This window comes from Providencia sp. wls1916, from assembly GCF_009706585.1.
GTDB classification, from domain to species: Bacteria; Pseudomonadota; Gammaproteobacteria; order Enterobacterales; family Enterobacteriaceae; genus Providencia; species Providencia lanzhouensis.
Map to the genome: position 1 here is coordinate 208,300 of NZ_WLUL01000014.1, position 13,823 is coordinate 222,122.

Here is a 13,823-nt window from a genome sequence, read left to right on the forward strand (position 1 = left end):
GACGTCACTCTATCATCATTTATTCTATAACCACTAGATTGGATGTCATAGGATAGATGATGATAAAAATGATGGAACTGTCTTCTAAGCACCGTAAGACAATGGTGGATATACTCACTATACCGCCAAAATCTGGAATTAAATGGGATGATGTCTTAAGCCTAATTTGTAATTTAGGTGGAAAAGTTAAAAATGGTAATGGTTCACGGCGAAAATTTATTTTGTTCGGCTCTTTGTTTCAGACGCATGAACCCCATCCAGGTAATGTAATGGATAAAGGTGCTATTAGTGGCTTACGTGAATGGTTTGAGAATGTAATTGGAGTGAAATATGATTAAAGGAAGCAATGTCATGATAATCGACGGGCATCCGGCGTCTGTCGCTTATGAATCTGAAATTAAAGCATTTAGAGGTAAGTTTTTAGATGTAACAGGCTATTGTGATTTTGTCTCAGATAGTATCGAGGGATTAATACAAGAAGCGAAAATTTCACTGGGGGAATATGTACTGACTTGTCAGGAAGAGGGAATTAAACCCTTTAAAGACCAAGAGACGATTAGGTCTTTTACTTTGCGATATCCCAGCCATTTGGAGCCACGTCTAGATGCAATAGCAACCGCTAATAATTTATCTAAAAATCAATATATTGTTCAATTATTAGAGCGTGAGCTTATTTCGAAGTAAAAAGGTATTTGCAAGGTAAACGTGCCCTGAAATTTAATTAAAACATTCAGGGCACTGTAATTTTTGAATCAATCTTCTTGTTTTTCTTCAATCACTTTTTCATCTGAAAAACGGGCTTCAAGTGCGCTAACGCGCTGCTCCATTTTCATCAGTTTTTCGCGAGTGCGCAGTAAAACTTGTGTTTGAATATCAAACTCTTCTCGGCTGACTAAATCTAATTTACCAAGCTGAGATTGCAGCAGTGAACGAAGCTTTTTATCAAAGTCTTCACCTAAGTCACGCACGCCTTTTGGTAATGCACCTTGAATTTGGCGGGCAACTTGTTCAATTTTTTTCGGATCGAGCATTCGCGGGTCCTTCAGTTTCAATATAACATCAGCTTTAAGATAGCGTCAGTTTCACAATAAATAATGTGGGGTAGTGTAATACCTGCGGCGTTATGAATAAACCACCTTCTTCTATTATTATGGAAACACACTGCTTCATCTTGTTTTTATTGGCGAAAAGTGTGAGTAAGTTTCCAGTTTATCGTTTGTTCGTTGCACCATTGAATTATTGGAGTTATATTGATTGCGTAATCTCAGGGCGGGGTGAAAGTCCCCACCGGCGGTAACATGCATCGCGCATGAAGCCCGCGAGCGCTTTGTTATCTTTGGCATTATTGTCATGGATAGGAAAGGTCAGCAGATCCAGTGTGAATCTGGAGCCGACGGTTATAGTCCGGATGGGAGAGAATCACTGTATCTGCATGTTTGTACCTATTGGGTGCAACATTGTTCTACATATTGAATGGCGAAACGGCTGTGAAGTCGTTATGTTTATTCATTTCTCGTACTCCTAAGACTGCCCTGGTTCTGGTAACTCAAATATTGTTAATTTAAGAAGGTTTTTACCATGAATCAGACGCTACTTTCCGAATTCGGTAATCCAACCGAGCGTGTTGAAAATGCAATTGAAGCCCTGCGCCAAGGCAAAGGTATCTTAGTTCTCGATGATGAAGATCGTGAGAATGAAGGTGACTTAGTGTTTGCAGCAGAAACCATGACCACCGAGCAAATGGCAATGACCATTCGCTATAGCAGCGGCATTGTGTGCCTGTGTATTACGGAAGAACGCCGTAAGCAGCTTGATATTCCGATGATGGTGGAGAAAAACACCAGCCAAAACCAAACCGGTTTTACGGTCACTATCGAAGCGGCAAAAGGCGTAACAACAGGCGTTTCTGCGGCTGACCGTATCACAACGATTAAAACCGCAATTGCGGATAACGCGGTACCTGCGGACATTAACCGTCCAGGTCACGTATTCCCTCTGCGCGCTCGTGAGGGTGGGGTATTAACTCGCCGTGGTCATACTGAAGCGACAATCGACTTAGCTGTACTGGCAGGTTTCAAACCTGCTGGAGTACTGTGTGAGTTAACCAACGATGATGGCAGCATGGCGCGTGCGCCAGATGTGGTGAAGTTTGCTCGTGAGCACAACATGACCGTTGTGACTATCGAAGACTTAGTGAACTACCGCCTTCAGTTGGAAAAAAAAGCCAGCTAATTTGCTAGGTTTTTAAAACGTTTTGCTTATAGAGTCATCGGCCACAAAGTTGCACACCTTTGTGGCCTCTTCAAATTTTTTGATGATCATTCTCATAATTCTCCCACTGTGTTTTTTCTAAAAAAGGGTATGCTGATACTCATTATCCTTTTTGTGGAATTGAGGTCATCATGTCGACAAATAACCAACACTTAGCCCATCGAATGCCTGCGGTATTTATCGGTCATGGTAGTCCGATGAACGCGATTAACCATAATTCATACACTGAAGCATGGGAAAAACTGGGCAAAACCTTGCCTAGACCGCGTGCGATTTTGGTGATCTCAGCACACTGGTATACCCGTGGAACGGCGATCACCGCGATGGTTAAACCGAAAACTATCCATGATTTTGGTGGTTTCCCTGAAGCTTTATACCAAATAGAGTATCCAGCACCAGGCTCTCCAGAACTGGCTAAACAGGTGGCTGAATTACTGTCTCCAGAACCAATTTATCAAGATAAAGAGGAGTGGGGGCTTGATCACGGTACATGGGAAATTTTAGTCCGTATGTATCCTCAAGCGGATATCCCCGTTATTCAGCTCAGTATTGATGGGTTGAAATCGGCGGCTTGGCATTATGAGCTGGGGAAAAAGCTGGCGACATTACGAAATGAAGGGGTATTGATTATGGGCAGCGGTAACGTGGTTCATAATTTAAGAGCGATGGATTGGCAAAATGCTAATGCAGCACCTTATCCTTGGGCAACCTCTTTTGAGCAGTTCGTGTATGACAATTTACGCAGTCACGAGCAGCCGCATCCGCTTACAAAAGGGTTAGATCGTGAAGATGGTAAATTATCGAATCCATCTCCGGAACACTTTTTACCTATTTTACCTATTTTAGGAACTTGGGATGGTGAAGAAGGGATAACTACGCCTGTGGAAGGCATTGTTTCTGCATCGCTGAGTATGTTGTCAGTGCAAATTGGCTAATATTTTCGAATCGATTAATGCTTTAAAGTTGGTTAATACTGAGTATAAAAAATAAGAAAGCGGCACGAAATAGCTCGTTGCCGCTTTCTTTTTATCAGATACCCTATTTTTATCAAACTACGAAATATTAGTCGATAATGATATGTGGGTAGAAACGTGATAAATCCTGAGTAATCAGTTCTTTATCTTCGCGAATACAGATGCCCGCAGGTTGGTCGTTAACTAACCAGCTGCCCACTAATGTATAGCTGCCTTCAAATTTTGGCAGTGAGTGGAATTGCTGGATAATCATCCCTTCTTCACCATAAGGACCATCTGCAGAAGCGATTTCTTTACCATTTTCGATGACGCGAATATTCGCACCTTCACGAGAAAATAGCGGTTTAATCACATAGCTTTCAAGCTCTGGTTTGTTACCATCCGCAAAGTAGGCTGGTAACAAGTTTGGATGATCAGGGAACATTTCCCATAACATTGGCAGCAACGCTTTGTTGGAAATAATACTTTTCCATGCTGGCTCTAACCAACGTACACCCGCATCTTGCAGCTTGGTTGAGAAGATTTCTCTGAGCATAAATTCCCATGGATACAGTTTGAACAGGTTACTAATGACCTGATCTTGTGTATCGGTGAATTCACCTTTTTCACCCAGCCCGATTTCATCTATATATAGGAATTCGGTCGCTACGCCAGCTTCATTCGCACAGTCTTGCAGATATTGGACTGTGCCACGATCTTCTTCGGTATCTTGGCAGCAAGCCATATGTAGCAAGCGGAAACCATATTGATCTTTCAGCTCACCAAAACGCTCAATCAGCTGCTCTTGGATGCTGTTAAACTGGTCAGCATTTTCTGGCAGTTTTCCAGCTTGGATTTGGTCTTCTAACCAAATCCATTGGAAGAACGCTGACTCATACAGTGATGTTGGTGTATCCGCATTATTTTCCAGTAGCTTAGGTGGATTTACGCCATCGTAAGCTAAGTCTAGGCGGGAATATAATGAAGGCTGCTCACTTTTCCACGAACTACGGACAAATTCCCAACAGTGTTTAGGAATTTGGAAGCGAGCGAGTAATTCGTCGCTTTCAACAACGCGCTCAACCACTTTTAAACACATTTGGTGAATTTCAGCGGTAGCTTCTTCAATTTCTTCAACTTGCGCTAGCGTGAATTGGTAATAGGCATCTTCAGACCAGTACGGTTCGCCGTACATAGTGTGGAAGTGAAAACCAAACTCATCCGCTTTTTCGCGCCAGTTAGGACGCTCTACAATAGGAACACGTTTCATTACTTATCAACCACCCATTGAACGGGAAGAGGATGAGCTGGATTTCGCGGACGAAGATGAGCGTTGCGCTGTCGCTTGTTTGTTGACTGTGTCACCGAAGCCGCCACGAGTAATAGTAGAGGTGGTGGCAGGTTTTGGTGCCATCGCAGTTTTTGGTACGCTCATTGAACGACCGCCGGCAACGGCTGGACCATAACTTTTACCCGTTGCATCAACAAATTTACCATTTGCTGGGCTTGCTGGGTTTTTAGAGCTAAACAGCGGTTGAGATGGTGCGCTACCGCCCATCATACGACCCATCATGTAGCCCATCATTAATGGCATCCACATGCTGCCACTGCTTTGTGATTGAGCCGCTGGCTCGCCGGCTGCTGGTGTGCTTGTACCTGCGATACCTGCTTGAGCTGGAGCCTGAGTACACATTGCTTCACCAAATTCCGCTACGCAATCTTCTTGAGTTGCGTATTTTGGCGCTGTTTTAGCAGCTTCATTCAATGCGTTGTTATACGCAAGGGTGCATTGATCTGCTTGAGATGGATTTGCTTGGCTACAGTCTTGAGCGTTAGTGTACAGAGACACAGTTTCATCGCTCTCTTCACACGCAGAGAGCATAAATACAGCACTGACCGCTACAGCGACAGGGGCTAAACGGTATGAGCGCCAAGACTTACGGAAGGCGTTCTGATTAATATTTTTGGTACGCTTCATGGTCATGGTAATTACCTTGAATAAATAATAAGTAAGAGGTTCGAGATGTTGCCCTTAGAATAGGGGATATAGGATAAAAATTAAAGTACAAATGCTGCACAAATAATGGGAAATGATGGAATTAGCGAAATTGATTCCATTTTTGCATGTTGTTGGTGAAATCTAATGCCGAGTAATTCCTATTTTTCTTTGATATCAATAAATTAATTATGACGATTTTTTGACTATAGTCTCAATTAACCTCAGTCAGAATTGACTGAATTTTAAGAATTAGATGAATAAATAATACGGTAAGTTATTCATTATTTAGAGAACAGACAAATTCGCGTTATTTTAAAATAAGTGTCTGGATGATCGAGCTAAAAAAATAGCCCGCCATTTGGGCGAGCTATCTTCATCGACTAAATTAAATGATTATTTAATTTGGGGTGCAGTCGAGTTGCGAATAATGCTGTCAGGTGAAGTTTGGATCTCTTTACCTAAGCTAGCATTTAAACGAGCAATATCATCTTCGTTTAACGTACCACGCGCAAATTCGATGTTCAGTTGGTTGATCATATAATCGTAACGGGCGTTAGACAGGTTTTGCTTCGCTTGATACAGCGCAGTTGTTGCTGTTAACACGTCAACGATAGTACGAGTACCCACTTGGTAGCCAGCTTCCATTGCATCTAATGAGCTCTGGGCTGAAACAACAACTTGTTTATAAGCATTGATGCTACTGATTGATGATGTCACGTTGTTATACGATGAACGAACCAATTGGATGACGTTACGGTAAACGCTTTCCAGTTGTTCACTCGCACTTTGGAAACCATATTGTGCCTGTTCAACTTGTGAACTAACCATTCCACCTGAATATAATGGCAGGCTTAAGGTTAAACCAATGCTGTTTTGGCCATTGTAGCTGTTATTTGCGCCACCGGTACGATCGTAACCGCTACCGTGGTTATAAGTGTTTGCTACGCTAGTTGATGCATCTAAGCCTACAGTTGGCATATGACCAGTTTCTGCTAAACGGATGTTTTCACGAGAAACGTCTTGCGCTAAGCGGGCGCTCAGTAAGCTCAGGTTACGTTGTTCGGCTTCTTTTAAGATAGATTCAACATCGTCTGGATTAGCAGTTTTGAAGCGGTCGATATTTAAAGACGCTAACTGGCTGTAGTAAACACCACTGACTTGGCGAAGTTTTTCAACCGCGTTAACTAAATCATTGCGACCTGCGACTTCTTGTGCAATCACGCTATCGTAATTTGCACGGGCGTTTTGCACGTCAGTGATTGCGACTAAACCGACGTTAAAACGTTGCGTTGTTTGGTCTAACTGGCGGTAAACCGCTTCTTTGTTGGCTTGGATGTAAGATAACGCATCAATGGCTTTCAATACGTTAAAATAAGCCGTTGCGGTATCTAAAATAAGCTGTTGCTGGCTTGTCTGATAGGTAACATCAGAAATTCCTGCGGTTTTTTCTTGAAGATCCAACTGACGCCATTTTGACATATCAAATACAATCTGGGTCAATTTCAATGATGCATTAAGACCTGTGCTTTCTGTGTTGCTAGCATCACGGTAACCGCTGCCATAGGTTGCTCCAGCGCCTAAGCCTAATTGCGGTAACAGCGGGCTACGTGCTTCATTGATTTTCTCAAAAGCTTGATTACGCTCAGCAAATGATTTTCTGAGTTCCGGGTTACTCTCTTTGGATTTTTGGTAAACCTGAAGTAAATCTTCTGCGTAACTATTAGCACTGAGACCCACAAAACTCATCGCAATAAAAAGGGGAAGCAGTTTCTTCATTTTGATTCCTTGATTAAACAGCAAATTATATGGAGCCTGTTGTCTAAAACTTATCATGTTAAGGACGATGATAGGCTGTTGGAACTCTGAAAAGAGAGACCGTTCTCAAAACAGACCCTATTGTTGCTCATAAATTTGAATAATGGCGCACATTGTAACAGAGGTGTGGCACGGAAAACGGTAGCCTTTTGTGCCATTTAGTCTCAATTTGTTTAAACATTACCTCATCTAAGGTTAAAAAACCTTAAAAACTGATTTAATCCTTTCATCTTTGTTAGTATAAAAATGAAAGGATTAGGAGACTATCAATGAATAATAAAATCGAAAATCCGATTAAATACAGTAAAAATGATATTGAAATTATATCTAAGCGTAAATTATTTAACGGTTTTTTTCAAATGATTGAATATCGATTTAAACATCGATTATTTGAGGGGGGCTGGAGCAAAGAAATTGTTCGCGAAGTGTTTGAAAGAGGGCATGCGGGGGCAATACTGCCTTATGATCCACAAACCGATAATGTCGTATTAATCGAGCAAATTCGATTCCCTGCTTTTGAATCAAGCGAAACGCCATGGTTGTTAGAGATAGTGGCGGGAATGATTGAAGACAACGAATCCCCTGAAGAGGTGGTTCGTCGCGAATCAACGGAAGAAGCGGGTCTCACTATTGAACGCATAGAAAAATCGATTAGCTATTTATCAAGCCCTGGTGGCACCAGCGAGCGGATTCATGTTTTTGTTGGAGAGGTCGATAGCTCGTTGGCAAAAGGCATTCATGGCTTAGCCTCAGAAAATGAAGATATCCGAGTGCATGTCGTGAGCCGAGAGCAAGCTTATCAATGGGTTGAAGAGGGCAAAATTGATAATGCGGCAACCGTGATAGCCATTCAATGGCTACAACTGAATCACCAAAAGCTGCAAGAAAAATGGGTGAAACTGATTTAAATAACCATTAATCTAGTGAAGTGTGTGCTGATTAGCAGATATTGAATGGATAGTTAGGTTAAAATCAGTGACCTATGTACTTGATGGTTTAGGTGATAATACTTAGCGCTATTTTTAAGGATAAAGGAATACTTTGGACAGCCAGCTTAAAGTGACTGCTAATAACCCTAAAGTTATTAGAATCTTACAAGTTACTGATACGCATCTTTTTGCTGATACGGAAAACACCCTTTTAGGGATCAATACTTACCGAAGCTATCAGGCGGTACTTGATGCGATTGCAGAACAAAACTTACCTGTCGATTTAATCGTCGCCACAGGGGATCTCGTTCAAGACCAATCACCTAAAGCCTATCAACATTTTGCGGCTGGGATTGAACGCATTCCTGCACCTTGTGTTTGGCTACCTGGAAATCACGATTATCCCCCTGCGATGGTCGGTACCTTAAAAATTGCCGGTATTTCGAGTGCGAAGCAGGTCTTTATTGGTGATGACTGGCAAATTTTAATGCTAGATAGCCAATTACAAGATGTTGCTCATGGCGAGCTTTCTGAGCAGCAACTGGAATGGATGAAGCAGTGTTTAGACGAGCAGCCGACACGCACGACACTGATTATGCTGCATCATCATCCATTACCTTCAGGCTGCACTTGGCTAGATCAGCACAGTTTACGAAATTCACATATTTTGGCGGACTATCTTAAAAGCTACCCCAATGTGAAAGCGATGCTATGTGGACATATTCACCAAGAGATGGATGAAAACTGGCACGGCATCCGCCTGTTAGCAACGCCATCGACCTGTGTACAGTTCAAGCCACACTGTACCAACTTTGCTTTAGATACGGTTGCTCCAGGCTGGCGCTATCTAGAATTAACGGTGAATGAGCAAGGGGAAAAAGTGATTGAAACCCAAGTTTATCGTTTAAATACTCAGGAATTTAGTCCTGACTTTGATTCAGATGGTTACTAATGGCAACATTACTGTATATTCATGGATTCAATAGCTCTCCACAGTCTGAGAAAGCAAATAATCTTAAACAGTGGTTGGCAGTGCATTATCCTCAAATCAATATGATTGTTCCGCAATTGCCTAATTTTCCGCAGCAAGCGACAAAATTACTCGATGATATTCTTGCTGAACATCAGCATGAAAAAATCGGTTTAGTGGGTTCTTCATTGGGTGGTTATTTTTCCATTTATTTTTCTGAGCGCTACCAAATTCCCGCAGTATTAGTGAACCCAGCGGTACGTCCGTTTGATTTGCTCAGCGATTATCTTGGGGAAAATACCAATCCATATACCCATGAAACGTATGTGTTAGAACCCAAACATATGCATGAATTGAAGGCGTTGCATCTCGAAAAGATACGTTCACCAAACTTACTTTGGTTATTGCAGCAAATGGGGGATGAGGTACTTGATTATCGTCAAGCCGTTGCCTATCTTTCAGAGTGTAAGCAAACGGTGGAACCGGATGGGGATCATGCATTTGTTGGGTTTGAACGTTATTTCCCGCAGATCATTCGCTTTTTGTCTCTGGTTGATAACGCAGAGAAATAGTGCGAAAACGCCAATACACTGTTATTATCAACAGTAATTCACTGATTGAATATACCCAATCTTCTTGAATTATTTAGGGTATAGTTCAATTAATCATCTATTACCGCAGAATGACAACATGACTCAATCTAGTTATAACGCAGAGGACATTGAAGTTCTCAGTGGTTTGGAGCCTGTTCGCCGTCGTCCTGGCATGTATACCGACACCAGCCGACCGAACCATTTGGCTCAAGAAGTAATTGATAACAGTGTCGATGAAGCCTTAGCTGGACATGCCGGACACATCCAAGTGATTTTATACCCCGATCAATCCCTCGAAGTGATTGATGATGGGCGTGGTATGCCTGTTGATATCCACCCAGAAATGAAAGTCTCCGCGGTTGAACTGATTTTAGGACAACTGCATGCTGGGGGAAAATTCTCCAATAAAAACTATCAATTTTCGGGGGGGTTGCACGGTGTTGGTATCTCCGTGGTCAATGCGTTATCAAAGCGTATTGAAGTCACCGTGCGCCGTGATGGCCAAGTTTATCAAATTGCGTTTGAAAATGGCGAAAAAGTCGAAGATTTACAAGTCATTGGTACTTGTGGCAAACGCAACACTGGAACCAGTGTCCATTTCTGGCCTGATGAAAGCTATTTTGATAGCCCACGTTTCTCCGTTTCGCGTTTAACTCATAACTTAAAAGCAAAAGCCGTTTTATGCCCTGGCGTACAAATTACGTTTAAGGATCTGCTCAATGAAACTGAGCAAAGCTGGTGCTATAGCGATGGGTTAACCGATTACTTAATGGAATCGGTGGATGGCTTTGAAGCGCTGCCTGCCAAGCCATTTACAGGTGAATTCTCTGCTGAAGTTGAAGCCGCTCAATGGGCGCTATTATGGTTACCCGAAGGTGGTGAGCTACTGACGGAAAGCTACGTTAACTTGATCCCAACAGCGCAGGGCGGTACTCACGTTAATGGGTTACGCCAAGGCTTACTCGATGCGATGCGTGAATTCTGTGAATTTCGTAATATTTTGCCGCGTGGAGTGAAGCTATCTGCGGATGATATTTGGGATCGCTGCGCCTATGTTTTATCTGTGAAAATGCAAGATCCGCAATTTGCAGGACAGACGAAAGAGCGCCTTTCTTCCCGTCAATGTGCAGCGTTTGTTTCTGGTGTGGTGAAAGATGCCTTTAGCTTATGGCTAAACCAGAATGTTCAAGTTGCTGAGCAATTGGCTGAAATGGCGATTTCTAGCGCCCAGCGTCGCCTGCGTGCGGCGAAAAAAGTGGTGCGTAAGAAACTCACGAGTGGCCCAGCATTGCCGGGTAAATTAGCGGATTGTAGCTCTCAAGATCTCTCCATGACAGAACTGTTCTTAGTGGAAGGGGACTCGGCAGGTGGATCGGCGAAACAAGCTCGTGATCGTGAATATCAAGCCATCATGCCGCTGCGCGGTAAGATCCTCAATACGTGGGAAGTTTCTTCAGATGAGGTTTTAGCCTCCCAAGAAGTTCACGATATTTCTGTCGCGATTGGTATGGATCCTGATAGCGAAGATATTTCTCAGCTACGATATGGGAAAGTCTGTATCCTCGCGGATGCGGACTCCGATGGACTGCACATTGCCACATTGCTGTGCGCCTTGTTTGTGCGCCACTTCCCTAAATTGGTCAAAGAGGGGCATGTCTATATGGCAATGCCGCCACTGTATCGTATCGATTTAGGCAAAGAGACTTACTACGCATTAGACGAAAGTGAAAAAAATGCGGTATTGGAAAGATTAAGCCGTAAAAAAGGCAAACCAAACGTCCAGCGCTTTAAAGGACTGGGTGAAATGAACCCGCCACAATTGCGTGAAACGACGTTAGATCCAAATACTCGCCGCCTCGTTCAGTTAACTATCGATGATGATAATTACACAGAAACTATGTCGAAGATGGACATGCTTCTGGCTAAAAAACGCTCGGAAGATCGTCGTAACTGGCTGCAAGAAAAAGGCGATACGGCAGAAATTGAGGTCTGATCATAATCGGATGAATAAGAGTAAGGAACGTATTGAATGAGTGAAATTACTCATGACGGTGTGGAGCGTTTACCGCTTCATGCCTTTACTGAAAACGCCTATCTGAACTACTCGATGTACGTCATCATGGATAGAGCGTTGCCATTTATCGGCGATGGACTTAAACCTGTTCAGCGCCGAATTGTGTATGCCATGTCCGAATTGGGGCTGAGCAACACGGCAAAATATAAGAAATCAGCCAGAACCGTCGGTGACGTATTAGGTAAATATCATCCGCATGGTGATAGCGCCTGTTATGAAGCGATGGTGTTGATGGCGCAGCCATTCTCCTACCGTTATCCTTTGGTTGACGGTCAAGGAAACTGGGGGGCTCCAGATGATCCGAAATCCTTCGCTGCGATGCGTTATACCGAGTCTCGCTTATCAAAATATGCAGAAGTTCTGCTCAGCGAATTAGGTCACGGTACCGTTGATTGGGTACCTAACTTTGACGGTACATTAAATGAGCCGAAAATGTTGCCTGCCCGTCTGCCAAATATTTTATTAAATGGTACCACGGGGATTGCCGTGGGTATGGCGACTGATATTCCACCACACAATGCGCGCGAAGTGGCAAGTGCGCTGGTGGCACTACTGGAAAAACCAAAGTTAAATCTTGATGAGATTATGCAGTTTATTCCGGGTCCTGATTACCCAACGGAAGCTGAAATTATCTCTTCACCGGAAGATATCCGTAAGGTTTACCAAAACGGTCGTGGCTCAGTGCGTATGCGTGCGGTATGGGAGAAAGAAGATGGTAATGCGGTAATCACAGCGCTGCCTCATCAAGTTTCCGGCGCTAAAATCCTTGAGCAGATTGCAAACCAGATGCGCGCGAAAAAGCTGCCAATGGTCGAAGATCTACGTGATGAATCAGATCATGAAAACCCAACGCGTTTAGTGATCGTTCCGCGCAGCAACCGCGTGGATCTTGATCAAGTGATGACCCACTTGTTTGCAACGACAGATCTTGAAAGAAGCTACCGTGTTAACTTAAACATGATTGGCTTAGATAACCGTCCGGCAGTGAAAGGATTGGTTGAGATCCTCACCGAGTGGATCACGTATCGTCGTCAAACAGTACGCAATCGCTTAAACCACCGTTTAGAAAAAGTATTAAGACGCCTACATATTTTGGATGGTTTACTCATCGCTTATTTGAATATCGATGAAGTCATTGAAATCATTCGTAATGAAGATGAGCCAAAAGCTGTCTTAATGTCGCGCTTTAATATTAGCGATACCCAAGCCGAAGCGATTTTAGAATTAAAACTACGTCACTTAGCGAAACTTGAAGAGATGAAAATTCGCGGTGAACAGGATGAATTAGCCAAAGAGCGCGATGAGTTACAAGCTATTTTAGGCTCAGAAGCTCGTTTGAATACCTTGATTAAGAAAGAGATTCAGGCAGATGCTAAAGCTTATGGTGATGATCGTCGTTCGCCGCTGCAAGAGCGCGAAGAAGCCAAAGCGCTTAGCGAGCATGAAATTCTGCCTTCGGAGCCGATTACTGTCGTCTTGTCTGACATGGGCTGGGTGCGTAGTGCGAAAGGGCATGATATCGAGCCAAGTAATCTGAGCTACAAAGCGGGGGATAGCTTCAAAGGCGCCGCCCGTGGTAAGTCTAATCAAGCGGCGGTATTCCTTGATACCACTGGACGTAGCTATTCTGTCGATCCGCTGGAATTACCTTCTGCACGTAGCCAAGGTGAGCCGTTAACAGGGAAATTAACACTTCCACCGGGCGCGACGATTGAGCATGTGCTGATGGCGCCGGAAGAGCAGAAATACTTAATGGCGTCTGATGCGGGTTATGGTTTTATTTGCACCTTTAATGATTTGGTGACGAAGAATAAAACCGGTAAGGCGTTGATGTCGTTACCTGAAAATGCAAAAGTAATGGCGCCGATTGAGCTAAATAACGAAAAAGAAGATTTGTTATTAGCCATCACGAAAGCCGGTCGCATGTTATTATTCCCTGTATCTGACCTTCCGCAATTATCCAAAGGGAAGGGGAATAAAATCATTAATATCACAGGGGCGCAAGCCGCAAGTGGTGAAGACCTACTGGTTTGGTTAATGGTGATCCCACCTCGAGCCTCGATCACACTCTATTTTGGTAAGCGTAAACTGAAATTTAAATCAGAAGACTTACAGAAATACCGTGCAGAGCGTGGACGTAAAGGTACATCGTTACCGCGTGGTTTACATAACATTGAACGTATTGATGTTGATTCTGTGGATACAGAGTAAAAATAACA

At 43.3% G+C, this 13,823-nt stretch carries 13 protein-coding genes and 1 riboswitch; of the genes, 9 read left to right on the forward strand and 4 right to left on the reverse strand.

Annotation, left to right across the window (positions count from 1 at the left end):
• Positions 1 to 59: 59 nt before the first annotated feature.
• Entirely contained in the window at positions 60 to 338 is a 279-nt protein-coding gene (locus GKR61_RS10295; protein WP_036956265.1) for a type II toxin-antitoxin system HicA family toxin, read from the forward strand.
• A complete protein-coding gene (locus GKR61_RS10300) occupies positions 331 to 684 on the forward strand; it encodes a type II toxin-antitoxin system HicB family antitoxin (protein ID WP_036956266.1) in 354 nt (117 codons plus the stop codon). The genes GKR61_RS10295 and GKR61_RS10300 overlap by 8 nt, the downstream gene beginning before the upstream one ends.
• Positions 685 to 752: 68 nt before the next feature.
• Here the strand turns inward: GKR61_RS10300 and ubiK are convergent, their stop codons facing one another.
• Complete coding sequence (ubiK, locus tag GKR61_RS10305; protein ID WP_006662951.1) at positions 753 to 1,031, reverse strand: ubiquinone biosynthesis accessory factor UbiK; 279 nt, start codon at positions 1,029 to 1,031, stop codon at positions 753 to 755.
• A gap of 225 nt (positions 1,032 to 1,256) precedes the next feature.
• A riboswitch (FMN riboswitch) is annotated at positions 1,257 to 1,424 on the forward strand.
• A 154-nt stretch (positions 1,425 to 1,578) separates the two neighbouring features.
• Between ubiK and ribB the strand changes: the two genes are divergently transcribed.
• Together ribB and ygiD are read left to right on the forward strand one after the other, a co-directional pair.
• Entirely contained in the window at positions 1,579 to 2,232 is a 654-nt protein-coding gene (ribB, locus tag GKR61_RS10310; RefSeq protein WP_036956267.1) for a 3,4-dihydroxy-2-butanone-4-phosphate synthase, read from the forward strand.
• Between the two features lie 170 nt (positions 2,233 to 2,402).
• Positions 2,403 to 3,206: a 4,5-DOPA dioxygenase extradiol gene (gene ygiD, locus GKR61_RS10315; protein WP_154599790.1), complete on the forward strand. Its 804-nt coding sequence runs from the start codon at positions 2,403 to 2,405 to the stop codon at positions 3,204 to 3,206.
• 127 nt (positions 3,207 to 3,333) lie between these two features.
• Here the strand turns inward: ygiD and GKR61_RS10320 are convergent, their stop codons facing one another.
• From GKR61_RS10320 to tolC, 3 genes are all read right to left on the reverse strand, one after another.
• A complete protein-coding gene (locus GKR61_RS10320) occupies positions 3,334 to 4,494 on the reverse strand; it encodes a glutathionylspermidine synthase family protein (RefSeq protein WP_154599791.1) in 1,161 nt (386 codons plus the stop codon).
• Between the two features lie 6 nt (positions 4,495 to 4,500).
• A complete protein-coding gene (locus GKR61_RS10325) occupies positions 4,501 to 5,208 on the reverse strand; it encodes a DUF1190 family protein (protein ID WP_108478472.1) in 708 nt (235 codons plus the stop codon).
• Between the two features lie 408 nt (positions 5,209 to 5,616).
• The gene (gene tolC / locus GKR61_RS10330) at positions 5,617 to 6,999 is read right to left on the reverse strand and encodes an outer membrane channel protein TolC (RefSeq protein ID WP_036956271.1); all 1,383 of its coding nucleotides are present in this window, start codon (positions 6,997 to 6,999) and stop codon (positions 5,617 to 5,619) included.
• Positions 7,000 to 7,307: 308 nt separating this feature from the next.
• Between tolC and nudF the strand changes: the two genes are divergently transcribed.
• The 5 genes from nudF to parC all read left to right on the forward strand — a co-directional run bounded on the left by nudF (position 7,308) and on the right by parC (position 13,815).
• On the forward strand, positions 7,308 to 7,946 hold the full coding sequence (gene nudF, locus GKR61_RS10335) for an ADP-ribose diphosphatase (protein ID WP_036956272.1): 639 nt from the start codon (positions 7,308 to 7,310) through the stop codon (positions 7,944 to 7,946).
• Between the two features lie 133 nt (positions 7,947 to 8,079).
• Positions 8,080 to 8,919: a 3',5'-cyclic-AMP phosphodiesterase gene (gene cpdA / locus GKR61_RS10340; RefSeq protein WP_132496540.1), complete on the forward strand. Its 840-nt coding sequence runs from the start codon at positions 8,080 to 8,082 to the stop codon at positions 8,917 to 8,919.
• Positions 8,919 to 9,509: an esterase YqiA gene (gene yqiA / locus GKR61_RS10345; RefSeq protein WP_036956274.1), complete on the forward strand. Its 591-nt coding sequence runs from the start codon at positions 8,919 to 8,921 to the stop codon at positions 9,507 to 9,509. The genes cpdA and yqiA overlap by 1 nt, the downstream gene beginning before the upstream one ends.
• Before the next feature lie 118 nt (positions 9,510 to 9,627).
• On the forward strand, positions 9,628 to 11,523 hold the full coding sequence (gene parE / locus GKR61_RS10350; RefSeq protein WP_036956276.1) for a DNA topoisomerase IV subunit B: 1,896 nt from the start codon (positions 9,628 to 9,630) through the stop codon (positions 11,521 to 11,523).
• A 36-nt stretch (positions 11,524 to 11,559) separates the two neighbouring features.
• A complete protein-coding gene (parC, locus tag GKR61_RS10355) occupies positions 11,560 to 13,815 on the forward strand; it encodes a DNA topoisomerase IV subunit A (RefSeq protein WP_036956278.1) in 2,256 nt (751 codons plus the stop codon).
• Positions 13,816 to 13,823 lie beyond the last annotated feature (8 nt).

Coding starts and splice junctions, on each gene's coding strand:
- GKR61_RS10295 (WP_036956265.1), top strand. CDS start 60: ATGATAAAAATGATGGAACTGTCTTCTAAGCACCGTAAGACAATGGTG.
- GKR61_RS10300 (WP_036956266.1), top strand. CDS start 331: ATGATTAAAGGAAGCAATGTCATGATAATCGACGGGCATCCGGCGTCT.
- ubiK (WP_006662951.1), bottom strand. CDS start 1,031: ATGCTCGATCCGAAAAAAATTGAACAAGTTGCCCGCCAAATTCAAGGT.
- ribB (WP_036956267.1), top strand. CDS start 1,579: ATGAATCAGACGCTACTTTCCGAATTCGGTAATCCAACCGAGCGTGTT.
- ygiD (WP_154599790.1), top strand. CDS start 2,403: ATGTCGACAAATAACCAACACTTAGCCCATCGAATGCCTGCGGTATTT.
- GKR61_RS10320 (WP_154599791.1), bottom strand. CDS start 4,494: ATGAAACGTGTTCCTATTGTAGAGCGTCCTAACTGGCGCGAAAAAGCG.
- GKR61_RS10325 (WP_108478472.1), bottom strand. CDS start 5,208: ATGACCATGAAGCGTACCAAAAATATTAATCAGAACGCCTTCCGTAAG.
- tolC (WP_036956271.1), bottom strand. CDS start 6,999: ATGAAGAAACTGCTTCCCCTTTTTATTGCGATGAGTTTTGTGGGTCTC.
- nudF (WP_036956272.1), top strand. CDS start 7,308: ATGAATAATAAAATCGAAAATCCGATTAAATACAGTAAAAATGATATT.
- yqiA (WP_036956274.1), top strand. CDS start 8,919: ATGGCAACATTACTGTATATTCATGGATTCAATAGCTCTCCACAGTCT.
- parE (WP_036956276.1), top strand. CDS start 9,628: ATGACTCAATCTAGTTATAACGCAGAGGACATTGAAGTTCTCAGTGGT.
- parC (WP_036956278.1), top strand. CDS start 11,560: ATGAGTGAAATTACTCATGACGGTGTGGAGCGTTTACCGCTTCATGCC.